16 protein-coding genes, 7 tRNA genes, 3 rRNA genes, 1 pseudogene and 1 riboswitch are annotated in these 25,872 nt (G+C 37.0%); of the genes and pseudogenes, 8 read left to right on the top strand and 19 right to left on the bottom strand.

Translation table 11 applies throughout. The features are described 5' to 3' along the window. Positions 1 to 8: 8 nt before the first annotated feature. Both ACI6PB_RS04040 and ACI6PB_RS04035 read left to right on the top strand, forming a co-directional pair. Positions 9 to 683: a hypothetical protein gene (locus ACI6PB_RS04040; protein WP_025086055.1), complete on the top strand. Its 675-nt coding sequence runs from the start codon at positions 9 to 11 to the stop codon at positions 681 to 683. A gap of 261 nt (positions 684 to 944) precedes the next feature. Then, a complete protein-coding gene (locus ACI6PB_RS04035; RefSeq protein WP_025086411.1) occupies positions 945 to 2,549 on the top strand; it encodes an IS1182 family transposase in 1,605 nt (534 codons plus the stop codon). A 43-nt stretch (positions 2,550 to 2,592) separates the two neighbouring features. Here ACI6PB_RS04035 and ACI6PB_RS04030 read toward each other — a convergent pair. Both ACI6PB_RS04030 and ACI6PB_RS04025 read right to left on the bottom strand, forming a co-directional pair. After that, a tRNA-Val gene (locus tag ACI6PB_RS04030) sits at positions 2,593 to 2,665 on the bottom strand. Positions 2,666 to 2,669: 4 nt separating this feature from the next. Then, positions 2,670 to 2,741, bottom strand: a tRNA-Glu gene (locus tag ACI6PB_RS04025). 114 nt (positions 2,742 to 2,855) lie between these two features. Between ACI6PB_RS04025 and ACI6PB_RS04020 the strand changes: the two genes are divergently transcribed. Next, the gene (locus tag ACI6PB_RS04020; RefSeq protein WP_051564358.1) at positions 2,856 to 3,479 is read left to right on the top strand and encodes a DNA-3-methyladenine glycosylase; all 624 of its coding nucleotides are present in this window, start codon (positions 2,856 to 2,858) and stop codon (positions 3,477 to 3,479) included. Here ACI6PB_RS04020 and ACI6PB_RS04015 read toward each other — a convergent pair. Beyond that, the gene (locus ACI6PB_RS04015; protein WP_025086380.1) at positions 3,474 to 5,273 is read right to left on the bottom strand and encodes a heavy metal translocating P-type ATPase; all 1,800 of its coding nucleotides are present in this window, start codon (positions 5,271 to 5,273) and stop codon (positions 3,474 to 3,476) included. The two genes, ACI6PB_RS04020 and ACI6PB_RS04015, sit on opposite strands and share 6 nt — an antisense overlap. 240 nt (positions 5,274 to 5,513) lie before the next feature. Here ACI6PB_RS04015 and ACI6PB_RS04010 point away from each other — a divergent pair, with 240 nt between their 5' ends. Beyond that, on the top strand, positions 5,514 to 6,047 hold the full coding sequence (locus ACI6PB_RS04010) for a helix-turn-helix domain-containing protein (RefSeq protein ID WP_025086434.1): 534 nt from the start codon (positions 5,514 to 5,516) through the stop codon (positions 6,045 to 6,047). Positions 6,048 to 6,052: 5 nt separating this feature from the next. After that, positions 6,053 to 6,895: pseudogene (locus ACI6PB_RS04005) on the top strand (IS3 family transposase); the annotation flags it as partial. 65 nt (positions 6,896 to 6,960) lie between these two features. Here the strand turns inward: ACI6PB_RS04005 and ACI6PB_RS04000 are convergent. The 8 genes from ACI6PB_RS04000 to lysA form a co-directional block, all read right to left on the bottom strand. After that, positions 6,961 to 8,271 (bottom strand): hypothetical protein, encoded by a 1,311-nt coding sequence (locus tag ACI6PB_RS04000; protein ID WP_056955960.1) that lies wholly within the window; start codon positions 8,269 to 8,271, stop codon positions 6,961 to 6,963. Between the two features lie 100 nt (positions 8,272 to 8,371). After that, positions 8,372 to 9,430 (bottom strand): aspartate-semialdehyde dehydrogenase, encoded by a 1,059-nt coding sequence (locus ACI6PB_RS03995; protein WP_025085952.1) that lies wholly within the window; start codon positions 9,428 to 9,430, stop codon positions 8,372 to 8,374. A gap of 18 nt (positions 9,431 to 9,448) precedes the next feature. Then, positions 9,449 to 10,639, bottom strand: a complete 1,191-nt coding sequence (locus ACI6PB_RS03990) for an aminotransferase class I/II-fold pyridoxal phosphate-dependent enzyme (protein WP_309511134.1) — start codon at positions 10,637 to 10,639, stop codon at positions 9,449 to 9,451. 78 nt (positions 10,640 to 10,717) lie between these two features. Beyond that, complete coding sequence (gene dapB / locus ACI6PB_RS03985; RefSeq protein WP_025085950.1) at positions 10,718 to 11,491, bottom strand: 4-hydroxy-tetrahydrodipicolinate reductase; 774 nt, start codon at positions 11,489 to 11,491, stop codon at positions 10,718 to 10,720. Positions 11,492 to 11,501: 10 nt separating this feature from the next. Beyond that, on the bottom strand, positions 11,502 to 12,371 hold the full coding sequence (dapA, locus tag ACI6PB_RS03980; RefSeq protein WP_025085949.1) for a 4-hydroxy-tetrahydrodipicolinate synthase: 870 nt from the start codon (positions 12,369 to 12,371) through the stop codon (positions 11,502 to 11,504). Further along, on the bottom strand, positions 12,372 to 13,529 hold the full coding sequence (locus tag ACI6PB_RS03975) for an N-acetyldiaminopimelate deacetylase (RefSeq protein WP_025085948.1): 1,158 nt from the start codon (positions 13,527 to 13,529) through the stop codon (positions 12,372 to 12,374). 2 nt (positions 13,530 to 13,531) lie between these two features. Further along, positions 13,532 to 14,236 carry a 2,3,4,5-tetrahydropyridine-2,6-dicarboxylate N-acetyltransferase gene (gene dapD, locus ACI6PB_RS03970; protein WP_025085947.1) on the bottom strand — a complete coding sequence of 235 codons (705 nt, stop codon included), beginning with the start codon at positions 14,234 to 14,236 and terminating at the stop codon, positions 13,532 to 13,534. Between the two features lie 9 nt (positions 14,237 to 14,245). After that, a complete protein-coding gene (lysA, locus tag ACI6PB_RS03965) occupies positions 14,246 to 15,529 on the bottom strand; it encodes a diaminopimelate decarboxylase (RefSeq protein ID WP_025085946.1) in 1,284 nt (427 codons plus the stop codon). Between the two features lie 75 nt (positions 15,530 to 15,604). Beyond that, a riboswitch (Lysine riboswitch) is annotated at positions 15,605 to 15,782 on the bottom strand. Positions 15,783 to 15,927: 145 nt separating this feature from the next. Between lysA and ACI6PB_RS03960 the strand changes: the two genes are divergently transcribed. The 3 genes from ACI6PB_RS03960 to ACI6PB_RS03950 all read left to right on the top strand — a co-directional run bounded on the left by ACI6PB_RS03960 (position 15,928) and on the right by ACI6PB_RS03950 (position 19,678). Continuing rightward, positions 15,928 to 17,286: an aspartate kinase gene (locus ACI6PB_RS03960; protein WP_404327794.1), complete on the top strand. Its 1,359-nt coding sequence runs from the start codon at positions 15,928 to 15,930 to the stop codon at positions 17,284 to 17,286. A 15-nt stretch (positions 17,287 to 17,301) separates the two neighbouring features. Continuing rightward, a complete protein-coding gene (gene dapF / locus ACI6PB_RS03955; protein ID WP_404327793.1) occupies positions 17,302 to 18,264 on the top strand; it encodes a diaminopimelate epimerase in 963 nt (320 codons plus the stop codon). Positions 18,265 to 18,445: 181 nt separating this feature from the next. Then, a complete protein-coding gene (locus ACI6PB_RS03950) occupies positions 18,446 to 19,678 on the top strand; it encodes an ISL3 family transposase (protein ID WP_227005137.1) in 1,233 nt (410 codons plus the stop codon). Positions 19,679 to 19,818: 140 nt separating this feature from the next. Here ACI6PB_RS03950 and ACI6PB_RS03945 read toward each other — a convergent pair. The 8 genes from ACI6PB_RS03945 to ACI6PB_RS03910 all read right to left on the bottom strand — a co-directional run bounded on the left by ACI6PB_RS03945 (position 19,819) and on the right by ACI6PB_RS03910 (position 25,440). Continuing rightward, positions 19,819 to 19,892, bottom strand: a tRNA-Arg gene (locus ACI6PB_RS03945). Positions 19,893 to 20,154: 262 nt separating this feature from the next. Then, positions 20,155 to 20,245: transfer RNA gene (locus ACI6PB_RS03940), tRNA-Ser, on the bottom strand. 14 nt (positions 20,246 to 20,259) lie between these two features. Continuing rightward, a tRNA-Asn gene (locus ACI6PB_RS03935) sits at positions 20,260 to 20,332 on the bottom strand. Between the two features lie 9 nt (positions 20,333 to 20,341). After that, positions 20,342 to 20,458: ribosomal RNA gene (gene rrf, locus ACI6PB_RS03930) — 5S ribosomal RNA — on the bottom strand. An 82-nt stretch (positions 20,459 to 20,540) separates the two neighbouring features. Beyond that, positions 20,541 to 23,458, bottom strand: a 23S ribosomal RNA gene (locus ACI6PB_RS03925). Positions 23,459 to 23,611: 153 nt separating this feature from the next. Next, positions 23,612 to 23,684, bottom strand: a tRNA-Ala gene (locus ACI6PB_RS03920). Between the two features lie 30 nt (positions 23,685 to 23,714). Beyond that, a tRNA-Ile gene (locus ACI6PB_RS03915) sits at positions 23,715 to 23,789 on the bottom strand. A gap of 84 nt (positions 23,790 to 23,873) precedes the next feature. Further along, positions 23,874 to 25,440: ribosomal RNA gene (locus ACI6PB_RS03910) — 16S ribosomal RNA — on the bottom strand. Together the 16S, 23S and 5S rRNA genes with 5 tRNA genes alongside form the textbook arrangement of a ribosomal RNA operon. Between the last annotated feature and the right edge of the window lie 432 nt (positions 25,441 to 25,872).

Genomic DNA, 25,872 nt, shown 5'->3' with positions numbered 1-25,872 from the left:
GAGCTCACATGAACAATTTAAAATCTAAAAAAATATTAGCATCCCTCATTGAATTTATTAGTTATCATATTTTTCCATTTATTTTTATTTTTGTACATAATTTGAACAACTATACCATTCATGGTTTTCTAATTATCATGATTGCGATGGTGGCTCTCTATAAAGAATATATTATCACTTTAAATCCTAATAAATACTTCCATTTACTGTACAGTGGCATTTATCTTTTATTAGCTATTCTTTCAATACATTCACTCAATAAATTCGTTATTATTTTGATTTTTGTGCAATTGGTCTTCCTATATATGCTCAAATATTTACCAGACAATTATCAGAACATTGCTTCACTGATTGAAGATTTTATCGTACCTAGTTTTATGTCCATAGCCTTAGCATTTACATACATGCATTTTATTTCCATTAATTTCGTAGTACCGTTACTATTGATTAACTTGGCATGCGTCTTAATAGATTATTTTGAAGGAACTAAATATGATTATCTGCAATTGATTGTTTTCTCTATTCTTTCATTCATGCTCTTTATTTTAAATTATATTAATATCTGGACGACTTTTATTATTATAATTTTCGTTTTAATCATGGCTCTTTTGAAAAAATATCAAAAATTTTCACAACCTAATCTTTTTTACCGTGTTATCGGTAATCTAATTCTAATTATCTAATCAACATATAATTATAGGCTAAAAAATCGAAGAACTTTTTTCCATCTTGCTTAACAAAAGAGGTATTTGAAATCATTCCACATTTATGGGATGATTTTTTTGTATAAAAAGAGGCTGTGACATAAGTCTCAAAAAATAAAAGCTGATGAATGAGATTCTTATTTCATTCATCAGCTTTTTCTGTATCATTATATAAAAAAAGAGAAGATACCTCGCACGCATCTTCCCAAAATTTATCACTCCAAAAGGAGATCAAAAACCATGAATAATTATAACATAGACCAAATGACATTAAGTATTCCTTTAGATTACAAACCAAAAGAAAATCATCCAGCTAGATTTATCAACGATCTTGTCGAATCGCTTAATATTGAAAAAGTCTATTCTAGCGGGAGGCCGCGAGAATATGACTTACGTGCAATGCTAAAATTGATACTTTTTGCGTACTCTCGCAGTGTAATGACTAGCAGAAAGATTGAAGAATTTGCTGAAGAAAATATCGTTGCTAGATGGCTTACACAATATCAAGTTCCCTCATATAGAACCATATGTAGATTTAGAATTTCAGATGAGATTGAAACTTTACTTGATGATAGCTTGACGAATTTAACTAGTGTTTTAAAACAAAATGGTCTGATTGATGAAGTGTCCTTTATTGATGGTACGAAAATATTGGCAGATGCCAATAAATTTTCGTTCGTTTGGAAAAAGAATACCATCAGATTCGATGATATGAATAAATCTCAAATTCAAAACTTATTGTCCGAAATAAACGAGGTACGATTAGGTATCGTCGAAAATCCTTCGGATCTTTCTGACGATGCTCTAGAGGAAGTACAAATAAAACTTGAATTACATCTTGAAGATTTAAACGCCAGAATAGAAGCTAATCCTAAAAAATCTCCTAATCCTGATAAACAAGAACGCCGAAAATTAAAATCATATTCCCGAAAACTTGATAACCGTATTGATAAAAAATCTGAACACGAAAAACAGATGAAGAAATTCGATAAAAGAAATAGTTATGCTAAAAGTGATGAAGACGCAACATTTATGAGAGTCAAGGAAGATCCCATGCTGAATGGTCAATTAAAACCTGCATACAATGTTCAGATAGCCACTAGTAATCAATTCATTACAGGTGTTGGAATGTTTCAAAATCCAACTGATACAAGAACATTGATACCATTTATAAAACAGCTTGAAGAGAACCATACGCTTGGCGACGTGATCGTCGCCGATGCGGGATATGGTTCTGAAAGTAACTATCAATTTTTAGATGATAACTATAAGAAATACGTTATTCCGTACTCTACTATGCTCAAAGAGAATTCAAAGAAATGGAAAACAGATGAAAAGAAGGTAATGAATTGGAATTACTACGAAGACGATGATTATTATATAAATCCTCAAGGTGTCCGTTTCAGTTTTAATGCATATCGAATAAGAACTGATAAATATGGATTTAAACGTTACTTTAAAGAATATATTTCCGAGATATTTGATGATGATCACAATAGGATTCCTCAGGCGTTCACGCCTGGTGGGAATCGTAAAAGAATATACATCAATCCTTCATTGGAATATTTTAAAGCTAGCATGAGAAGTAAACTTTCGATTCCCCAATATGCTGATATTTATGCACGTAGAAAAAATGACGTGGAACCAGTCTTCGGAAATATGAAGGCTTGTTTAGGTTTCAAAAGATTCCATGTTAAAGGATTGAATAAAGTTAAAAAAGAAATGATGATCGTAGTAATGGCATTGAATATCAGGAAACTGGTATCAATGTCATTTTTTATTTGTATTTTTAGAGAACAAAAAAGTTCGATGTGGAATTTTTTCAAATTCGCATCGAACTTTTAAGATAAAGAGACTGTTTTGTCACAGCCTCTAAAAGTTTTTGGTATGGAGGATACAGGGATCGAACCTGTGACCTCCTGCTTGTAAGGCAGATGCTCTCCCAGCTGAGCTAATCCTCCAAAATGACCCGTACGAGATTTGAACTCATGTTACCGCCGTGAAAGGGCGGTGTCTTAACCACTTGACCAACGGGTCATAAATATTTATTTGTTTATTGCTCTCTCAAGCACAAGAAATATAATACAATAATAATAAAGACGTTGCAAGAGATTTTTTTAATTTTTTTGAAAAAATGGAGGAATTTGAATTTTGGATATACAAAAGTACTTTGAAAGCGCTGAAACAATGGATTTGGCACGGGATATGTTAGGACATACTTTCACCTATGAATCTAATCAAGGAAAGTTCTCAGGGTTAATTGTAGAAACTGAAGCTTACTTAGGGCCTATCGATATGGCATCTCACAGTTATAATGGTCGACATACTAAAGCTAATGACCCATTATATCAGGCTGGTGGAACCATCTATATTTATTCAATTCATAGTTGGTTAGACATGGACATTAGTATTCAAAAGGCTGGTACGCCAAATGGTATTTTAATTAGAGGATTACAACCACTAGAAGGTCTTGATCTAATGGAAAAGAATCGTAGCAAAACTGGTTTTGATGTTAGTAATGGCCCTGCTAAGTGGATGGCAGCCTTTGGTATCAAAGATAAAGCTTTATCTGGAACGTTTTTAAATAAAAATAATTTCTATTTTTCCGCAAAAAAAGTCCAAACTCCTCAAGAAATTCTAACTACACCAAGAATTGGTGTAAAGAATAAAGAGCCTTGGACTTCAAAAAATATGCGTTTTATTGTAAAAGGAAATCCCTACGTATCCAAATTACCAAAGAGAGAAATGAATTTAGATACATACGGTTGGTTATAATTTATCACTTCTAGCTCGAAGAGCATACAAGATGGCCACCGTATCGACTACTTCCTGAAGCATTGCTCCAATAATAGTTGGAATCAAACCAAATCCAGCTACTATCATCAGAGCGATACAAATAAAAATTCCAATCAATACAGCTTCTCGGGCAACTTTCATCGTATCATGGGCAATCTTAACAGCCGTAGTTACTTTGCTAAGGTCATCTTGTAAAATAACTGCATCAGCTGATTCACTGGCAGCATTAGCACCCTTATATCCCATTGCTATTCCGACATCAGCTAAAGCTAATGCTGGAGCATCGTTGACACCATCTCCGACCATTACGGTAGGATGATACTCTTTGTCTAAACCTTTAATGATCTTTACTTTATCAGCAGGTAAACTGGATGGAAACGCCTTTGTAATACCTACCTCTGAAGCAACTAACTCAGTTGCTTCTTTTTTATCACCTGAAATCATCAAAATATTACTAATACCAAAATCCTTTAAACCTTGAATTGTTGTTTTAGCTTCTGGTCTAATTTGATCCAATAAACTATAAACACCTGCATATTCACCATCTATAGAAACATAAACTCCCGAACCAGTTACGGAATCAACTTTCTCATCAGTTACAAATTCAGCTTGACCAACTTTAACCTCAATGCCATCAATCTTTCCTTCGATACCTTCAGCCGTTGTCTCTTTTAAATCAGCCACCGGTAATAATTCTAAATTATGTTTTAAAGTAAAGTCGACAATAGCTTTAGCCATAACATGACTTGAATTTTGTTCCAAAGATGCCGCATAAACCATAACTTGTTCTTTACTAAAGCCATTAACCGATTTAAAGCCATCAACAATTAATCTACCTTCAGTAATGGTTCCAGTCTTATCAAAGGCCACAGTCTTAGCAGAGTTCAATTTTTCCAAAGCCGTTCCTGATTTAACGATAATTCCATTTCTACTAGTTCGACTCATTCCAGAAACAAAGGCGATTGGTGCGGCCAAAATCAATGGACATGGTGAAGCTACTACTAAAACTTGAGCAATTCTAATTGGATCCTTAGAAATATACCATGCAACCCCAGCAATTACATAAGCAATCAATGTAAAAGGAACCGCATAACGATCGGCTAGTCTAACAAAGTGTGCCGGATGTGTTTCCGACTCTTTGACTAGCTTAACAATTGCCTGATACTCTGAATCGGCGGCCACCTTTTCAGCTCTAATTTTAAAGGGATTTTCACCATTAATTGATCCAGACATAACATGTGAATCTTTTCCGACAGTTACAGGAACTGATTCCCCGGTCAATGATGATTCATCTACTTCTGAAGTTCCATCAAATATTATTCCATCAACTGGAACCTGTTCCTTAGGGCGAATTAATAGTTCGTCTCCGACTTTAACATCATCAATATCAATATCTTTAACTTTTTGGTCAACAATTAAATGTGCTTGCGAAGGAGTATTATCTAAGAGTGATTTCAATTCTCTTTTAGCTTTATTAGCTGCATACTCTTCCAAAGAGTCTCCACCAGTCAGCATCAATAAAACAATCCAACCGGCCCAATATTGACCCAATACGATTGTCGCTACAATGGCTGTTATTGCCAAAAGATCGACTCCAAAGTTTCCTGATTTAAGAACCTTTACCATATCAACAAACATAATCAAAGCCAACAGTAAACCCAGAATACTAATTATCAATTGAGCATAATTAGGCAAATGAAAAACAAACTCCAATATTGCCGCAATAAGCCCAATTGCCAATGTTGTATACAATTTAATCTTATCGGAATTCATAAAATCACGTCCTCCCTTGAAATGCTTTTCACTAACATAATTATACAATTTTACAAATTATAAAAATAGTATTTAGAGACATAATTTAGAATCATTCTCATTTAGATTCATTTATCAATCTATAATTAAAAGCTGCTTATTTCATAACGACGTTACGCCGTTAATAAAAAGGCCTATCCTTAATGTGAAGTGCCCTAAAATTGTTAGACATAATCTAACAACTTTAGGAGCACTTTTTTTATGACCAAATACTCTTCAGATTTCAAAGCTAAATTAGTAAATGAATACCTTGATGGACAAATTTCTATACTTGGATTATCGAAAAAATATGGAATGCCCAGTAAATCACCGATTTATCGCTGGATCCATCAAGCGGAGGCGAATGGACTCGATTATTTGATAAGTAAGAAATCCCATAAAGAATATTCTCAAGATTTCAAATTATCCGTGATAGAATATTATAAATTACATGAGATCAGTCGCCTTGATACTGCAATTTATTTCAAGATATCACCTAGTCAAGTTGATTCATGGATCTATAAATATAATCAATATGGTGTTATTGGATTAAGGCGTCGTCCCAGAGGGAGACGACCGTTAATGGCCAAGAAAAAGAAGAAACAAACACGTTTAAATTCCACAAAAGAAGAGAAATATAAACAGGAAATTCTTGATCTAAAAGCTAAACTACATGATGCCGAAATGGACCGTGATATTTTAAAAGCACTAAAGACCTTGCGAGAAAACGATCACAACTCGAAAAAGCAAAATTAGTCAAATCATTACTTAAAAAATACAAGTTGAATGAGTTATTAACTAAGGTCGATCTACCAAGATCAACTTATTATGAACGCCTTAGTAAAACTGATAAAACAGATAAATACGCTCAACTAAAAGATTTTATTGTTAAAACATATCACGATTCAAACTCAACCTACGGTTATCGTCGAATCTGGAAAGAGTCTCTCAAGGTCGGATTCAAAAATTCTCCAGAAACAATTCGGCATTTAATGACCAAACTTAAATTAAAAGTAGTTATTTTTTCAAAACACACATCCGGTTACTGTTCCTATAGAGGTAACCTTGGAAAAATAGTTCCTAATACAATCAAACAGAAATTTACTGAGACAGAACCTTTAAAAGTATTACATACAGATGTAACTCAAATACGTTTGCGTAAAGACAAATGGGGCTATATATCCGCCGTGCTGGACCAGGCCAGCGGCGAAATATTATCTTATTCAATAAGTTTGAGCCCTAATAAATTACTAATATTAGATACTCTAGAAAAATTGAAGCAAAATATAGTTCCCTCTTTAAAACCAATCCTTCACTCTGATCAAGGATGGCATTATCAGCTCAAATATTATCGAGATACCCTAAAAACAATGGGTATTGAACAAAGTATGTCTCGAAAAGGCAATTGTCACGACAACGCCCCAATTGAGAGTTTTTTTAATCTGCTCAAAAGAGAATGTCTTTATAGGTATAATATCGATGACCTAACCGAATTAAAGAACATAGTCGCTAAATATATCAATTGGTACAACAATAAACGTATTTCTTTAAACAAAAATGGATTGTCCCCTGTAGAATACAGGGAACAATCCATGATTTTTTAAAACTTATAAAAATGTCTAACTTTTTTATTGCACTTCAATGGATAGGCCTTTTTATTAACGCACTATTATTCTTTTTCACGTGCAAAGTAAAATGTCATTGCAGCATAAATAAATACGATTGCTGTTATAAAGATATGGACTCGATACAAAACTGAATTAGTTGGACCATCAGTAACATGACTATTAAAAAAGCCCAACGCATTTATCTTTGCAAAATAACTAATAAAGTAAATTGTTGTCATATAAACTAATTGTTGTGATACATTCCCCACACAAGAAAGTTGATACTTAATTAAAAAGGCTCTTTCGGAATCTAAATCGGGATGATTATAAAGAGCATCATTTAAAATTCGATTATCGGTTCCCACAAAGATGGCACAGAAAAATAGTCCAACAAAGTAGGTAAAATTGAATAACGATAAAATTAAACCAATTAAAAGTAATGGATATCTAAATGATTGGTATTTCTTTAAGATAACTGGTCCCAATTCGAAACCAATTAAATAAATAGCATAAATCAACATCAAAGAATTAAATCCAAACCGAACAGTACTATCAAACACAGCATAAAGCATAACGTAATTCATTATTACCCCACGGTTGATGGCTACCAAACTTACAGGAAAAATTTTCTTATGAATATCGATTTGATAATATGCTAGGAAGAGAAATAGCATAATAGCTACTATACTGATGATCAGATCGAATGTCTGAGAAACAGCCTTTAACCTAGTATAACGAATAATGAAGACTAGCATAACTAAACTGGCTAAAACGATTAAGCTGAATAGTGAATTAACACGAAACTTTTGTTTAGTTTCAATTCCTTGGTAAAAGGTCAAACGATGTGTAATATTCATTCCACCTACCATAGCAGCAAAGAATAAGAAAGCCAGTAAGACAAAAGATAAGCTTAATACCTTAGTTTTAGTTGCAATCAATTGAACAGCAATCAGTAAAATCAAAGTCAAAATTACCGATAAAGTATGCATCCGATTGAATTTGAATTCTTTATCCATTTTGCCACGAGATCTAACCGTTAAGTAGTAAGGCCAGATCCAACTTGAAGCCAACCCTAACAGAATCCCTCCGATTATCCCAAAAACAGGATTACTTGCATCTAAAATACACAATGACCCTATGACTCCGAAGAAACTAGACATAGCCAACATAGTCGAAGCTGGTAACGTGATAAAAGTAGTCAATAGCATTCCTAAGGCCCTGAATGTATAAAGCATCAGGAACGGCAATGCATAAACAAAAATATTTTTATTCTGATTGTACAACGTTAAACAAAAAAAATACGGTATCGCAACTCCGGCATTGGCCAATAGATCCAAAACACCTTCGTTAAAAACGTTTGTTATTCGTTTCATTATTTTCTCACCCTAGTATTAATTGTCTTTGAATATTTTAACAGAAATATTCAAAAAAAAATGGAACACAGCCTAAAATCTGCATTCCATTTTAAATTAACTAATTATGAACTAAATTATCGGCAACTAAACGTTCAGCAATTTGCACTGTATTCCATGCAGCACCCTTTAAAAGATTATCGGAAACAACCCACATATTGAAGGCTCCTTCATTTTCCAAATCAGGGCGAATACGTCCAACAAAAGTATCACGCTTACCCACGGCATTGATTGGTTGTGGATAAATTTGATGTTTAGGATCATCCTCCAAAACAGCCCCAGGTGCTTGTCTAATAAGCTCTTGAATTTTTTCAGTTGTTGCAGATTTATCCTTAACTTCAATATAAATTGATTCACCATGACTAATTGGAACTGGTACTCTGACACAAGTAGCCGTAACTTTAATTTCAGGAGAATTCATATCACCAAGCATAATTTTCTTAGTTTCATGAATCATTTTCCACTCTTCATGAGAGTACAAATTATCTTCTAGAACATCAATTTGGGGCAAAAGATTGAAAGCCAATGGATAATGTTCTTCATCACCCTTTGTGGGAAAAATATCGGAATTCATATCTTTACCATCCAAATATTCTTGTGCTTCTGAATATAATTCATTTAAAGCACTTTGACCAGCACCACTGGCAGCTTGATAAGTTGAAACAATAATTTGTTTTAAACCAAAAGCTCTCCTAATCGGTTCCAGAGCTACCATCATTTGAATAGTAGAACAATTAGGGTTAGCAATAATCCCATGATGATTATAAAGTGCAGCTTCATTTACCTCAGGAACTACCAATGGAACATCTTCTTCCATACGAAAGGCACTTGTATTATCGACACAAACAGCACCACGTTTGACAGCTTCTGGCAAGAACTTTTTCGAAACTGAACCGCCTGCTGAAGCTAAAACAATATCAACACCCTCAAATGACTCCGGTTTAGCTTCTTCGACCGTTACGTCCTGTCCCTTAAATTGCAATTTCTTACCCGCAGAACGATATGATGCTAATAATTTTACTTTATTAACTGGAATAGTTGATTGCTCCAACTGTTGAATTAAACGTGCTCCAACGGCACCTGTGGCACCTAAAATTGCTACTGTATATCCATCACTCATAAATCTTCATCCCTTAAATCAATTTTTTAAATTCTCCGTAAAAATTCTTAATCTCTTCATAGCCTCTTTAATATCCTCTATTGAAGAGGCATATGACATTCTAAAATGACCTTCGCCACCTTCACCAAAGGCAGTACCAGGTGTTACACCAACTTTTCCTTCCTCAGCCAATTTATTAGCAAATTCAATTGCAGTTAAATTGAATTCAGTAGGAATCTTCGAAAATGTATAGAATGCACCTTCAGGTAATTTCGTTTCATAACCAATATCATTTAACTGATCCACAATATAGTCTCGACGTTCTTGATAAATATCTCGCATTGGAATGCAATCATCAATTCCATTCGTCAAAGCTTCTTTAGCAGCATATTGGGCTGGATTAGAAGGAGCCGTTACAACGAAGGCATGCATTTTAGCAGCGTTCGTAACGAAGCCTTTAGGAGCTGCAATATAACCGATTCGATAACCAGTCATAGCATGTGATTTCGACAACCCATTAATCAAAATAGTTTTTCCGGGCATCAATTTAGCTAAAGAAATATGTTTTTCTCCATAAGTCAATTCAGCGTAAATTTCGTCCGAAATGACATACATTTCTTTACTTTTAACTACGTCAACAATTTCTTGTAATTCATCCTTTGAATAAACAAAACCAGTTGGATTACCGGGAAAATTCAGGATTAAAGCTTTTACTTTATCAGCACCTTCTCTGGCAATAACATCACGTAATTTTTTTCCAGTTAAACGAAAACCATCATCGGTAGTATTCACCTGAACTGGAATTCCACCCAAGATTTTCACAATTGGTATATAAAGCGCAAAAGTTGGTGTAGGTATTAGTACCTTGTCACCGGGATTAATAATAGCGGCCAAAGAATCAAAGATGGCCTCAGTAGCTCCAATCGTTACGATAATTTCCGTTTCAGGATCATAATCGATTTCAAACCGTTTACTCAAGTAATTAGAAATAGCCTTTCTTAAACCAATAATTCCCTTCTGCGCTGAATAGTGGGAATCGTTAGCATTAATACTCTCGATAGCAGCCTTCTTGACATGTTCAGGAACATTGAAATCAGGTTCACCCAGCGTTAATTTAATCAATCCGGGGATTTTCGCAAATTTTTCAGCGAAAACTCTAATCTGGGAAATTCCCATTGGTTCAATAGTTTCATTGACAACATTTTTTACTGTTGAATCTAATTCTGGCATTCTATGACACTCCTTAAATTATAATAATTTAATTCTATAACAAAACGCATTCATTTAATTAACTATTTTGTAATAATTCTAAATAATTTTTTCCAATCCAATAACTAAATGATTACTCTTCATTACTTCATGAATTGCCAGTTTAACCCCAGTCATAAATGATTCTCGATCGGTGGTACTTTGAGATATAGTCAAGGTCTCTCCAATTCCGCCAAAAATGACCTCTTCATCTGCTACAAAACCTGGTAATCTGAGTGCGTGAATCTTAGTACCGTGATAATCTCCGCCACGAGTATTAAGTGGATCCTTACTACTATGCTGTTTTTGATCATGACCTCTAGCTTCATAAATTAATCTAGCAGTATTCAAAGCAGTTCCTGAAGGAGCGTCAATTTTATCCTCATGATGCTTTTCAACAATTTCTGATTCCGCAAAATATTTAGCAGCCACTTTCGCAAATTTCATCATTAAAACAGCTGATAGACCAAAGTTTGAAGCAATAATTCCACCTAATTTCTCATCATCAGCCAACTTTTTTAATTCATTCATTTGATCTTCACTCATGCCACTTGTTCCAATAACTGGACGAATACCTCGCTGAATTGCAAATTTAGTGTTCTCAAACACAGCACTAGGTATTGAAAAATCAATCCAGATATCGGCTTTAACCTTAATATCAGCAAAATCATTATAAATTTTGACATTTTCTTTTAACCCATAAGTTTGCGGATTTAAATCAGTTATGTTTGGATTAAATCCAGCAACTAACTGCATATCCTGACTTTGATTGACCATTTTAACTGCTTTTTGACCCATAGATCCATTAAAGCCTGAAACAATAACTCTTATCATAAAAAAACTCCTAAAGATTCAATTTTTCAAACAGAGTAGCCTTTTCTGCTTCATTTAACGATACAATTGGCAAACGACAACCACCAACTTCATAGCCTATTTTGTTGAGGGCTGCTTTGACAGGTGAAGGTGAAGGATACATGAATAATGCAGCCATCTTCGGTGTTAACTGACGCTGTATTTTACCAGCCGCTTTATAATCACCATTATCTAAAGTTCGATACATTTTAGACATTTCCTCACCATATAGATGTGAAGCTACTGAAATAACTCCATTGGCTCCAATAACTTTTGCAAACAAAGCTTGAGCATCTTCACCGCTATAAACATTAAACCCGGCAGCTGAATGCTCAACAATATATTCTAAATCTTCCATTGAATTACACTGCTTAACACCATTAATATTATTATTCTGAGATAATTTGACGACTGTTTCCTTCTCCATCAATACACCTGTTCGTCCAGGAATGTTATAAATCATAATTGGTAAAGGTGAATCTTTAGCAATAGCTTCAAAATGAGCTATCATCCCACGCTGATTAGGTTTGTTATAGTAAGGAACCACAACTAAAGCCATATCGATCCCCTGAATTTGTGCAAGCTTGTTAATAAAATCAATTGTTTGAGCAGTATTATTACTACCAGCTCCGGCAATAATCGGTACACGACCATCAACTATCTTTGTGAAATGACGATACAAATCTAATTTCTCATCTTCTGTTAAAGTGGGAGTTTCACCAGTTGTACCACCAATAACAAAACCTTTAGAACCAGTCGTCAACAAATGTTCTGTTAATTTTTTTAAAGCTTTATAATCAACTTTTAATTCTTCATCAAACGGCGTAATAATTGCTGTCATTAAATCAATATTTGTAAACATTTATTTCTCCCCCATATTCATTCGATAATTCAAAAAACCTACTATAGCATCGGCACCTTTTTTAATAGCATTTTCTTTAGGAAGAAAATCATGCGAATGTAATGCTCCCGAACTCTCCACTCCTAACCAAAACATCGTTCCCGGAATCTTATTCAATAAATAACCAAAATCTTCTCCAGTCATCTTAGGTTTAGTCTCAACAAAATCAACTGACGACTGTCTTTGCATATATTCAATAAAATTCTTCGTTAGTGTCGGATCATTCTCTACCGGAAAATAACCACCTTGATTATATTCAACCGTAATTTGACAATTAAACGACTTTTGTAAACCACTAGCTATTTCAGTTATTCTTTGACGAATAAACTCAATCATCTCTTGAGTTAATCCTCGAATCGTCCCTTCTAAGCGAGCCTGACCAGCAATTACATTACGGATCACCCCAGCTTGTAACTTGCCAAAAGTTATTACGCCGCATTTGGTAGGATCAATGCTACGAGAAATAACTGTCTGAACTTGATTAATAAAATTAGCAGCAATCACTATAGCATCATTAGCCAAATGTGGATAAGCGGCATGCCCACTCTTACCGGTAATAATAATATTTACTTCTGTCGTTCCAGCAAACAATGTACCGTTACAACATCCTATAACGCCTGACTTTAATTGCGGATTATCGTGTAAACCGTAAAACTCATCAACTTTAAATTGACCACTAAACGCTCCTAAATCATAGGCAACTTTTCCACCACTCTTACTCTCTTCAGCAGGTTGGAAAAAGAAAACTAAATTATCTTTAGGCTGATTGATACTAAAATAATTCAAAATTCCTAAAGCTACAGTCATGTGGATATCATGACCACAAGCATGCATTACATGTGGGTGTTTCGAGGCATAACTCAGTCCATTCATTTCATCAACAGGCAAAGCATCCATATCACATCGATAGCCGATATTTCTTTGAGGATTGACTCCCTTGACCAACACCAACAGAGCAGTTGGTAATTCTGGTAGCTCTTTAATTTCCAAATTAGTCTGAGGAAAACTTGCAATCACTTGTTTCAAATAATCATGTGTTTGATGCTCATCCATGGCTAATTCTGGAATCATATGTAAATGTCGTCTGATTTCAATTAATTCATCGCTAGTCAAAGTCATCTTTATAACTTCCTTAAATTACTTTCAATTTGAGTCTTATCTGTTGTCTTTTGATCTTTAATTTTCAAAACTTTGGCTGGTACTCCGGCCATTACGCTATTAGGTGCTACATCTTTAGTAACAACTGCTCCTGCACCAATGACAGCACCATCACCAACTTGTACACCTTCTAAAACAACAGCATTAGCTCCAACAATGACATTATTGCCAATCCGAACTGGCTGAGCAGAAGCTGGTTCAATTACTCCAGCTAAAACCGCATTAGCGCCAATATGTGAATTCTTACCGACAATCGCACGACCACCAAGAACGGCTCCCATATCAATCATTGACTTTTCACCAATCTCAGCACCAATATTAATCACCGCTCCCATCATGATCACCGCATTAGCGCCAATTTCAACTTGATCACGAATAATAGCTCCCGGTTCAATTCTGGCATTAATGTGTTTAACATCTAACATCGGTACGGCTGAATTTTGTGCTGTTGTTTCAGCATAATAATTACTTAAATGATTAGACTTTAAAATTGGCTCAATTACTTGATAATCACCAATGATAATTGCTAAATCGTTAGTTTTAAAAACTTTAACTTCATCAGGGAATTCAACTTGAGAAATATCACCTTGTAAATAAATTTTTGTTGGCGTAACTTTCTTAGCATTTCCTATATAATTGATAATTTCTGTTGCATCCATCTTTGTCATATTTTTCTCCTAATAATTATCATCTAATCTAATTAAATCCTCATAAGTTTCTCTTTTAACCACTAATTTAGTTTTACCTTTTTCAACAAAAACAACTGCCGGTCTAGGATTACGATTGTAATTCATGGCCATTGAATAACCATATGCTCCAGTATCAAGAACTGCTAAAACGTCTCCAACCTCCGTCTGTGGAAGTTTTTGATGCTCGATTAAAATATCACCTGATTCACAATATTTCCCTGAAATATGAACCGTCTCAATATTTTCTTGATTCATTTTATTGGCCACAACAGCTTCATAGCTGGCCTGATATAAAGCTGGACGAATATTATCTCCCATACCACCATCAACCGATACATAGGATTCAAATCCCGGAATATTTTTTCTTGAACCAATTGTATAAAGCGTATATCCAGCTGGACCAACAATTGAACGTCCTGGTTCGATCCAGATTTCTGGAATCTTTTCACAATCCTGTTTTAACTCTCGACTAATAACTGAAATAAAATCATTGGCCGTAATAGGATCATCACCTTCGTTATAACTAATCCCAAAGCCACCACCTAAATTGATTACTTGTGGCCAATAGTTAAATTCATTCTGAAATTCTTTAGATATTTCAATCATTTTTTGAGCTAACATGCGAAAACCTTCGGTACCAAAAATTTGTGAACCAATATGAGCATGATATCCTAACAAATTCATCTGTGGATCATTCAAAACTAATTTCAAGGCTCTTTCAGCTTGACCAGATTTAACGTCAAATCCAAACTTGCTATCAGTTTGACCAGTCTGATCATACTTATGTGTATGAGCCGAGATTCCTGGAGTTAGACGTAACATTACTTTAATTGTTTCCTGCGATTTCTTCAAAACTTGCTGCAACAATTTAATCTCGTGGAAATTATCTAACATAATGACTCCAACATGATTCTCAACTGCCATTTGTAACTCTTCCAAAGATTTGTTGTTCCCATGAAAACTTATTTTATCACTTGGAAAATCTGCAGCTAAAGCCGTATATAATTCTCCACCTGAAACAACATCCACATGCACATTTTCTTGCTTCATAACTTGATAGATTGCTTTAACTGCAAAAGCTTTGCTTGCATAACTAATTTGATAATTTAAATGTTCCTTCTCAAAAGCAGATCTAAATTTTTTTATTTGATTACGAACTTTAGAAATATCAAAAACATAAAGTGGCGTTCCATATTTTTTAACTAAATCCATGCTATCAACGCCATCTATCATTAAATGTCCATTCTTACTTGCTAACTCATCTATAATCATTTTCAAAACTCCTTTATCAAATAAAAAAAGATCTCTTTGCTTAATAACAAAGAGACCTTTTCGATCCACCATAAATTTGTCATAAGCTCAACGTGATATTAAATCACGACAGTTCGTATTCTCTTATTAATACGCCCCAGTTCATCGAATCCTGCAAGATCCGACACTTCGGCAACTTCCCCTTTCAATGAGTTCAAAATCATTACAGTGACTCCCTCATTTACTCATGTCGGTTGCGACCTCTTTTATTGGTATTAAGATTATAACAATACTTATTATTCGTCAAGTAATATTAAAAAATAACTAGTTTTTCTAACTTTATCATGTTTTTTCTTGTCATAACGGCTAATAATGATACACTCATCATTAAAAACTATTTAATTTTAGGGGTGTGTTTTATGAAAGTTATCAAGTTTGGCGGTAGTTCCTTGGCTACTGGAGAACAATTTGAGAAAGTAATTAAGATTATTAAAGACGATATTGAGCGTAAAGTTATTGTAACTTCTGCACCCGGAAAAAGATTTTCTGATGACACTAAAGTTACTGATCTACTGATTCAATATGCAAATATCGTTATTAACCAAGGCAATTATCAACAAGTTGAAAGTAATATCATTTCCAGATACCAAGAAATCTGTGATTATTTCAAACTTGATGATTCAGTTATTAAACTTCTAAAATCCAAATTAGATAAATTAGCTCAAACCAGTTTTAGTGATAATGATCATTTAATGGCTGCCTTTAAAGCTCACGGTGAATTTTTAAATGCAATTTTACTGACACAGGTCCTCAATGCTCAAAATATTAAGGCGGTCTTCATTGATCCTAAAGATGCTGGCATTAGAGTTCAAGGTCAACCTAATGACGCTGATATTTCAGCTGAAACTTATAGCAATCTGGACCAATTTAAGTTACCAAAGGACTCCCGAGTTGTCTTTCCAGGTTTCTTCGGTTATAGCGCTGACGGCTCAATCTATACCTTTTCTCGTGGAGGATCAGATATCACTGGAGCTATTCTTAGCCGTGGTTTAAATGCTGATCTTTATGAAAATTTTACTGATGTTGATGCAATTTATGTCGCTAACAATCATATTGTTGATCATCCACAAGCAATAAAAAAAATGTCCTATCGGGAAATGAGAGAACTATCTTATGCTGGCTTTTCCGTTTTCCAAGATGAAGCCATTATTCCCGCAGTTAAAGGACAAGTTCCCGTAAATATTAAGAATACTAATAACCCCCAAGCAGATGGAACTATGATTGTCCCTGAACAATTTATCTTTGATCCTTCTAATCAAATCACTGGTATTGCATGTTCAAAAAGATTCTCAGCACTTTATCTACACCGTTATCTTCTCAATAAAGAAGTCGGTTTTACTTTGAAGTTATTAAAAATTTTTTATAAATATAATATTTCTTATGAGCATATGCCTTCTGGTATTGACGATTTAACTGTTATCTTTGATCGTAGCAAGTTAGATAAGGATACCATCCAAAAGCTTTGTCACGACGTTAAAGAGACCCTCCAACCAGATTATTTAGAATGGATTGATGACTATGCCATTATCATGGTAGTTGGTGAAGGAATAGCTCATAACATTGGAACTATCGGTAAAGTCATTGATTCGTTAACCCAAAATAATATTGCTATTCATATGATTAACCAAGGTGCTTCCCGAATATCCATCATGATTGGAACTCGTGCTTCTGATGCTGATAATGCAGTACAACAAATTTATAAAACTTTTTTCGATTAAGCGAGGTTTAAAAATATGGTTAAATTATTAAAAGTCCATGGTTCAGAAAATCAATTCTTCATTTTGGATCAAACTATTCTGGACAATAAATTAAGTGATAGTGAATTAAAGAATTTAGCAATTAATTTTTGTAAAAATATTTTAAACGGTGCCGATGGACTTTTAGTTATTGATACTAGTGATGACTGTCTTGGAAAAATGCGTGTTATCAACGCCGATGGCAGTGAAGCCAAAATGTGTGGTAACGGATTGAGAACTGTTAGTCGTTACTTATCGGAAAAATACCAATTAAACGAATTCCATGTAGAAACTTTAGAGTCTAATTTATCTGTCAAGAAAGCTCCTGATTTTTATCCCGGAGTTCCTGCCTTTAGTGTTGAAATATCACCTATTTCCTTTAAAAAAACGGACTTGCCATTTTCATATAAAGATTTAAATGAAATGATAAATGAGGAAATTCCAGAATTTGTTCCCGGAGAAAGGTTCTCAGCTATTGCCGTTCCTAATCCCCATCTCATTAGTTTTGTCTCCAATATTCAACACGATATATTAAACCATTTGGGACAAAAATTGAATTCTGCAAATAATTATTTTCCTGAAGGCGTCAATATCAGCTTTGCCAAAATACTAGATAAAAACAAACTATTTGTTCAAACATTTGAACGTGGCGTTGGTTTCACCAATGCTTGCGGAACCGGCATGTCAGCAACAAGTTTAGTTTTTGCGTTATTATACCCAGATCAATTTGATTCAAATAAAGATATTACTGTTTATAATCCTGGCGGCATGGTTAAAACTAATATTGAACTCAATCCAATAAAAGAACTAAGTAAGATCCATTTGATTGGAAATGCTACCTTTACACACAATATTGAAGTTTCTGAAGAAGCTTTACATCAAAATCAATTAGATGATTTAAGAATTGAGGAGACCGGTGAAGAAAAAGATTACCAAGCTTTTGTAAAGGCTGTACGATAAATAGAGTTGATAGGCATTTTGCCATCAACTCTATTTTTGTATACCATTTATTAATAAAACTATTTTAGAACATCAAAAAGACACCATCCATACCTTTAGATGTTCTACCCTCTACAGCTTCACAATGAAAGGAATTTGAATGATGTCCCTAAGTAATAAGTCTATACGAAACGCTCTTGAAATGAAAGATGAGAATATTATCTTTACTGAAGACTCAAAATTTATGTTAGTTAATGGCATCAAGTCCTTAGTCTATTTTGCAATGCTAACTAAACAGATTGACCGTTGTCTTAACTGTGGCCTTGCAGGCCACTTAGTTAAGAATGGATTTAATAAAAATATGATAGTCGCTCCATCATTATCATTACGTCCAACGTATATAAGTCTGAAACGTCAAAAGTATAAATGTAAATCTTGTAACTCTATCTTTGTAGCCAAAACTAGTTATGTTTGGGAATATTGTCAAATCGCACAACCTGTTAGACAAATGATCTTATCAGAAACTGCTTTTAATACATCATTGAAGGATATCGGCAGACGTTTTAACGTCTCCGATAAGACCGTTCAACGTATCATCGATGAAGAAGCCAAGATGCACAAGAAATCACTTCCTGAACATCTTCCTAAGCACTTGGCATTTGATGAATTTATGTCTACTGACAAGATGAGCTTTATTTGGTTAGATAGCGATAATCATCGTACGGGTGATATCTTGCCCAGAAGAACTTCATATCAAATCAGTAAATACTTCAGTCGATTTCCTTTGAAAGTCAGAAGACAGGTAAAAACTATTTCTTTGGATTTAAATGCCGGATACATTAATTTAGTACCAAAGTTGTTTCCAAAGGCCAAAGTCGTTGTTGATAGATTTCATATCGTTCAGATGATGAATCGTTCTCTCAATTCAACTAGAATACAGGTAATGAAACGAATGCCTAAAAGAAGTAAAGAATACTTGTTCATGAAGAGAGATTGGAAAAAATTCTTGGAATCATTCGATTCCATCGAAAAGATAAACCCTAAGTATCAGTACAGTGTTGGTTATTATGAAACGGATCTAAATTTAATCACAAAGTGTTTAGATTTGGACGAAGGTTTCGCCAAGTCCTACGAAGTATATCAAGATATTTTAAAGGCTATTAGAACAGGCGATACTGATACAATGAATCAGATACTACTCAATTATCATCCACTCAATACCGCTATGGATCAAACAATGACATCATTAAGAAAATATCGTAAACAAGTATTAAATGCACTGAAGCTTAAATATTCCAACGGATTTTTAGAGGGAATCATTGGAAGAATAAAAAAGATAAAAAGTAGTGCCTATGGATATCGTAGTTGGAACAACTTTACTGAACGTATAAATATTCAAATGTTTTGGCTTCGAGCAAGCTCATCAGCCAAATAAAAAAACAGCTAGACCATTTATGGTCTAACTGTTAACTTGAACCGCCATCAACTTGATTTGACGAACAGCCTTTGTAAAAAGCATAAATAGATAAAAAAAGAGACCTACGATGAAAATCATCATAAGTCTCTTTTTTGTTATGCGCCTAGTAGGAGTCGAACCTACAACCTTCTGATTCGTAGTCAGACACTCTATCCAATTGCGCTATAGGCGCATGTCATTAACTCAACGAAAATAATTATATCATACATATTATCAATTTGTATATGTTTTATGAAATAAAAATCATTAATAATAAACAAAAAATTCTGGCTTAATGTACTCTTCAAGTAGTCTTTATTCCGTGACTACAGCATGACAACATTGATTCACGGATTAGAATAAAAAAATAAAATAAAAAAGACTATCACATTATTGATATGATAGTCTTTTTACACTGTTTTATACAGTGACACTTGTTTGTACAAATAACCTAACGGAGAGTAAGGGATTTGAACCCTTGATACAGGTCAATACCCGTATACATGATTTCCAATCATGCTCCTTCAGCCACTCGGACAACTCTCCAAGGTAAAAAAAAACTCCGGATGTCAGACTCGAACTGACGACACCCTGATTAACAGTCAGATGCTCTACCAACTGAGCTAATCCGGAATAATAACAGCGTGGCAGCTACCTATCCTCGCGGGTAGTTTCCCACCAACTACTTTCGGCGTGGAGAAGCTTAACTTCTGTGTTCGGCATGGGAACAGGTGTATCCTTCTCGCTATCGCCACCACACTATTGTTGCTCGTACCTTCAAAACTAGATATTAAGATTATGAATTAAAGTTGAAACACTTCAAACTGCTGTAAACTCTTACTCGGTTAAGTCCTCGATCTATTAGTACTGCTCAGCTCCATGTATCGCTACACTTCCACCCGCAGCCTATCTACGTCATATTCTCTAACGGATCTTACTTCCATAAAGGAATGGGAAATCTCATCTCGAGGGGGGCTTCACACTTAGATGCTTTCAGCGTTTATCCCGTCCATACGTAGCTACCCAGCGATGCGCCTGGCGGCACAACTGGTACACCAGAGGTATGTCCATCCCGGTCCTCTCGTACTAAGGACAGCTCCTCTCAAATTTCCTACGCCCGCGACGGATAGGGACCGAACTGTCTCACGACGTTCTGAACCCAGCTCGCGTACCGCTTTAATGGGCGAACAGCCCAACCCTTGGGACCGACTACAGCCCCAGGATGCGATGAGCCGACATCGAGGTGCCAAACCTCCCCGTCGATGTGAACTCTTGGGGGAGATAAGCCTGTTATCCCCAGGGTAGCTTTTATCCGTTGAGCGATGGCCCTTCCATATGGTACCACCGGATCACTAAGTCCGACTTTCGTCCCTGCTCGACTTGTCAGTCTCGCAGTCAAGCTCGCTTATGCCTTTACATTCTACGAATGATTTCCAACCATTCTGAGCGAACCTTTGAGCGCCTCCGTTACATTTTAGGAGGCGACCGCCCCAGTCAAACTGCCCACCAGACACTGTCCCTCACCACGCTAAGTGATGTAGGTTAGAGTTTTCATATAACAAGGGTAGTATCCCACCAATGCCTCCCTCGAAACTAGCGTTCCGAGATCAACGGCTCCTACCTATCCTGTACATGTCACACAAAAACTCAATATCAAGCTACAGTAAAGCTCCATGGGGTCTTTCCGTCCTGTCGCGGGTAACCCGCATCTTCACGGGTATTATAATTTCACCGAGTCTCTCGTTGAGACAGTGCCCAAATCATTACGCCTTTCGTGCGGGTCGGAACTTACCCGACAAGGAATTTCGCTACCTTAGGACCGTTATAGTTACGGCCGCCGTTTACTGGGGCTTCAATTCTCAGCTTCGCAAAAGCTAACTGATCCTCTTAACCTTCCAGCACCGGGCAGGCGTCAGCCCATATACGTCATCTTACGATTTAGCATAGACCTGTGTTTTTGATAAACAGTTGTTTGGGCCTATTCACTGCGGCTGGCTGTTACACCAGCACCCCTTCTCCCGAAGTTACGGGGTCATTTTGCCGAGTTCCTTAACGAGAGTTCACTCGCTGACCTTAGGATACTCTCCTCGACTACCTGTGTCGGTTTGCGGTACGGGTAGTTTATTTCTAACTAGGAACTTTTCTTGGCAGTGTGAGTTATTGTGCTTCGTTACTAAAATTTCACTCCCCATCACAGCTTGTCCTTAGAGATATAAGCATTTGACTCATATCAAGACTTACTGCTTGGACACGCATATCCATCAGCGTGCACACATCATCCTCCTGCGTCCTTCCATCGTTCAAACAAAATAAACTAGTACAGGAATATCAACCTGTTATCCATCGATTACGCCTTTCGGCCTCATCTTAGGCCCCGACTAACCCTGGGAGGACGAGCCTTCCCCAGGAAACCTTAGTCTTACGGCCGACCAGATTCTCACTGGTCTTTCGTTACTCATACCGGCATTCTCACTTCTAATCACTCCACCACTCCTCACGGTATGGCTTCAATGCAATTACAACGCTCTCCTACCACGTGTCTTACGACACATCCACAGTTTCGGTATCATGCTTAGCCCCGGTACATTTTCGGCGCAGAATCACTCGACTAGTGAGCTATTACGCACTCTTTGAATGAATGGCTGCTTCTAAGCCAACATCCTAGTTGTCTATGCGTTTCCACATCCTTTTCCACTTAGCATGAATTTTGGGACCTTAACTGGTGATCTGGGCTGTTTCCCTTTCGACGGTGGATCTTATCACTCATCGTCTGACTCCCGAGTAAAGATCAATGGTATTCGGAGTTTATCTGAATTCAGTAACCCAAGACGGGCCCCTAGTCCAAACAGTGCTCTACCTCCACGATCCTAAACCTCGAGGCTAACCCTAAAGCTATTTCGGAGAGAACCAGCTATCTCCAAGTTCGTTTGGAATTTCACCGCTATCCACATCTCATCTCAGCATTTTTCAACATACACGAGTTCGGTCCTCCAATGCGTTTTACCGCATCTTCAACCTGGACATGGATAGGTCACTTGGTTTCGGGTCTACATCAACATACTTAGTCGCCCTATTCAGACTCGCTTTCGCTACGGCTCCGACTTTTCATCTTAACCTTGCATGTTAACGTAACTCGCCGGTTCATTCTACAAAAGGCACGCCATCATCCATAAACGGACTCTGACTACTTGTAGGCACACGGTTTCAGGATCTATTTCACTCCCCTTCCGGGGTACTTTTCACCTTTCCCTCACGGTACTGGTTCACTATCGGTCACTAGGGAGTATTTAGCCTTGGGAGATGGTCCTCCCGGATTCCGACGGAGTTTCTCGTGTTCCGCCGTACTCAGGATACTGAATGGAGTGGATCAGATTTCGTTTACGAGGCTTTCACTCTCTTTGGCCAAGTTTTCCAACTTGTTCGACTATCATAACCTTTTGTTCTCACAACATCAGTCCTACAACCCTAAAGAGCAAGCTCTTTAGTTTGGGCTATTCCCGTTTCGCTCGCCGCTACTCAGGGAATCGAATTTTCTTTCTCTTCCTGCAACTACTTAGATGTTTCAGTTCATTGCGTGTTCCTCTTGACTGCTATGTATTCACAGGCAAGTAAATATCCATTACGATATTTGGGTTCCCCCATTCGGAAATCCCCGGATCAAAGCTTACTTACAGCTCCCCGAGGCGTATCGTCGTTAGTTACGTCCTTCATCGGCTCCTAGTGCCTAGGCATCCACCGTGCGCCCTTTATAACTTAACCTAAATTAAATTACAAAAAGTAATTTAAAACAATTTGCCATGACTTTCGTCACAGCTGGCAATCAAAAAGATTGCCGCGCAGTTTTCGGTGTTTCTTTAATTCATTAATTCTTAATATCCAGTTTTCAAGGTACGAGTATGACATCTCTGTCAATGGAGGTTAACGGGATCGAACCGATGACCTCCTGCTTGCAAAGCAGGTGCTCTCCCAGCTGAGCTAAACCCCCATAGTACTTATTCAATTATAACAGAGAAAATGGGCCTAAATGGACTTGAACCATCGACCTCACGCTTATCAGGCGTGCGCTCTAAACCAGCTGAGCTATAGGCCCGAAAGCGCCAGGTAGACCCCTCAAAACTAAACAAAGTTTTAACAATTGTGTATTTCCGTTGGTACCAAAGTACCATATCCTTAGAAAGGAGGTGATCCAGCCGCAGGTTCTCCTACGGCTACCTTGTTACGACTTCACCCTAATCATTTGTCCCACCTTAGGCGGCTAGTTCCCCGAAGGGTTACCCCACCGACTTTGGGTGTTACAAACTCTCATGGTGTGACGGGCGGTGTGTACAAGGCCCGGGAACGTATTCACCGCGGCATGCTGATCCGCGATTACTAGCGATTCCAGCTTCATGTAGGCGAGTTGCAGCCTACAATCCGAACTGAGATCGGTTTTAAGTGATTTGCTTGCCCTCGCGAGTTCGCAGCACGTTGTACCGACCATTGTAGCACGTGTGTAGCCCAGGTCATAAGGGGCATGATGATTTGACGTCGTCCCCACCTTCCTCCGGTTTATCACCGGCAGTCTCACCAGAGTGCCCAACTGAATGCTGGCAACTGATAATAAGGGTTGCGCTCGTTGCGGGACTTAACCCAACATCTCACGACACGAGCTGACGACAACCATGCACCACCTGTATCCATGTCCCCGAAGGGAAAGACTTATCTCTAAGCTTTTCATGGTATGTCAAGACCTGGTAAGGTTCTTCGCGTTGCTTCGAATTAAACCACATGCTCCACCGCTTGTGCGGGCCCCCGTCAATTCCTTTGAGTTTCAATCTTGCGATCGTACTCCCCAGGCGGAGTGCTTAATGCGTTAGCTGCAGCACTGAAGGGCGGAAACCCTCCAACACTTAGCACTCATCGTTTACGGCATGGACTACCAGGGTATCTAATCCTGTTTGCTACCCATGCTTTCGAATCTCAGCGTCAGTTACAGACCAGAAAGCCGCCTTCGCCACTGGTGTTCTTCCATATATCTACGCATTCCACCGCTACACATGGAGTTCCACTTTCCTCTTCTGCACTCAAGTTTACCAGTTTTCGAAGCACTTCCTCGGTTGAGCCGAGGGCTTTCACTTCAAACTTAATAAACCGCCTACATTCTCTTTACGCCCAATAAATCCGGACAACGCTTGCCACCTACGTATTACCGCGGCTGCTGGCACGTAGTTAGCCGTGGCTTTCTGGTTGAATACCGTCAGTACGTGAACAGTTACTCTCACATATGTTCTTCTTCAACAACAGAGTTTTACGATCCGAAAACCTTCTTCACTCACGCGGCATTGCTCCATCAGACTTTCGTCCATTGTGGAAGATTCCCTACTGCTGCCTCCCGTAGGAGTTTGGGCCGTGTCTCAGTCCCAATGTGGCCGATTACCCTCTCAGGTCGGCTACGTATCATCGCCTTGGTGAGCTATTACCTCACCAACTAGCTAATACGCCGCGGGTCCATCCAGAAGAGATAGCAAAACCATCTTTTAAACAAAGATCATGTGATCTAAGTTGTTATGCGGTATTAGCACTTGTTTCCAAATGTTATCCCCCACTTCTGGGCAGGTTACCCACGTGTTACTCACCCGTCCGCCACTCACCAAGGTCTGAATCATGAAGCAAGCTTCAATCATCAGGATGGTTCGTTCGACTTGCATGTATTAGGCATGCCGCCAGCGTTCGTCCTGAGCCAGGATCAAACTCTCATATTAAAAGTTTGTGACTCATAAATAAAAATACTAGCGAATTGACTTCGTTGTAAATCCAACAAATAAATGTTGGCCTACACAATTTTAGTGTTAAAACTTTGTTCAGTTTTCAAAGGTCTACCAGCTGATTAAGCGCTTACGCTCATCAGTGACTTAATTATTCTATCAAAGAGACAATAACTTGTCAAGAACTTTTTAAAATAATTTTTTCTAACTAATTATCAACGAATTGATAAACAGTTAGGAGTCATCTAACAGACAACTTAATTATCATATCGAAGTAACAAGAACATGTCAAGGACTTCTTTAAAATAATTTGGAATCAACGGAGAAGCAATTAAGCTTGAAAGCGTTGATGCCATTGCTCTGTCGCAACAACAAGATATATATTACCAATCGAATAAGAGAGTTGCAACCCTTTTTTACAAAAAAGTT

The organism is Companilactobacillus paralimentarius (assembly GCF_963227125.1).
Classification (GTDB): Bacteria; Bacillota; Bacilli; order Lactobacillales; family Lactobacillaceae; genus Companilactobacillus; species Companilactobacillus paralimentarius.
The sequence above is the reverse complement of the archived record's forward strand: the minus strand, read 5'-3'. Positions and strand labels throughout refer to the sequence as shown.

What these genes read in the sequence shown, in the direction of transcription:
- ACI6PB_RS04035 (WP_025086411.1), top strand. Translation starts at nt 945, where the DNA reads ATGAATAATTATAACATAGACCAAATGACATTAAGTATTCCTTTAGAT.
- dapA (WP_025085949.1), bottom strand. Translation starts at nt 12,371, where the DNA reads ATGTTTACAAATATTGATTTAATGACAGCAATTATTACGCCGTTTGAT.
- ACI6PB_RS04040 (WP_025086055.1), top strand. Translation starts at nt 9, where the DNA reads ATGAACAATTTAAAATCTAAAAAAATATTAGCATCCCTCATTGAATTT.
- ACI6PB_RS04000 (WP_056955960.1), bottom strand. Translation starts at nt 8,271, where the DNA reads ATGAAACGAATAACAAACGTTTTTAACGAAGGTGTTTTGGATCTATTG.
- ACI6PB_RS03995 (WP_025085952.1), bottom strand. Translation starts at nt 9,430, where the DNA reads ATGAGTGATGGATATACAGTAGCAATTTTAGGTGCCACAGGTGCCGTT.
- dapB (WP_025085950.1), bottom strand. Translation starts at nt 11,491, where the DNA reads ATGATAAGAGTTATTGTTTCAGGCTTTAATGGATCTATGGGTCAAAAA.
- ACI6PB_RS03990 (WP_309511134.1), bottom strand. Translation starts at nt 10,639, where the DNA reads ATGCCAGAATTAGATTCAACAGTAAAAAATGTTGTCAATGAAACTATT.
- lysA (WP_025085946.1), bottom strand. Translation starts at nt 15,529, where the DNA reads ATGATTATAGATGAGTTAGCAAGTAAGAATGGACATTTAATGATAGAT.
- ACI6PB_RS03950 (WP_227005137.1), top strand. Translation starts at nt 18,446, where the DNA reads ATGAAAGATGAGAATATTATCTTTACTGAAGACTCAAAATTTATGTTA.
- dapF (WP_404327793.1), top strand. Translation starts at nt 17,302, where the DNA reads ATGGTTAAATTATTAAAAGTCCATGGTTCAGAAAATCAATTCTTCATT.
- ACI6PB_RS04015 (WP_025086380.1), bottom strand. Translation starts at nt 5,273, where the DNA reads ATGAATTCCGATAAGATTAAATTGTATACAACATTGGCAATTGGGCTT.
- ACI6PB_RS04010 (WP_025086434.1), top strand. Translation starts at nt 5,514, where the DNA reads ATGACCAAATACTCTTCAGATTTCAAAGCTAAATTAGTAAATGAATAC.
- dapD (WP_025085947.1), bottom strand. Translation starts at nt 14,236, where the DNA reads ATGACAAAGATGGATGCAACAGAAATTATCAATTATATAGGAAATGCT.
- ACI6PB_RS03975 (WP_025085948.1), bottom strand. Translation starts at nt 13,529, where the DNA reads ATGACTTTGACTAGCGATGAATTAATTGAAATCAGACGACATTTACAT.
- ACI6PB_RS03960 (WP_404327794.1), top strand. Translation starts at nt 15,928, where the DNA reads ATGAAAGTTATCAAGTTTGGCGGTAGTTCCTTGGCTACTGGAGAACAA.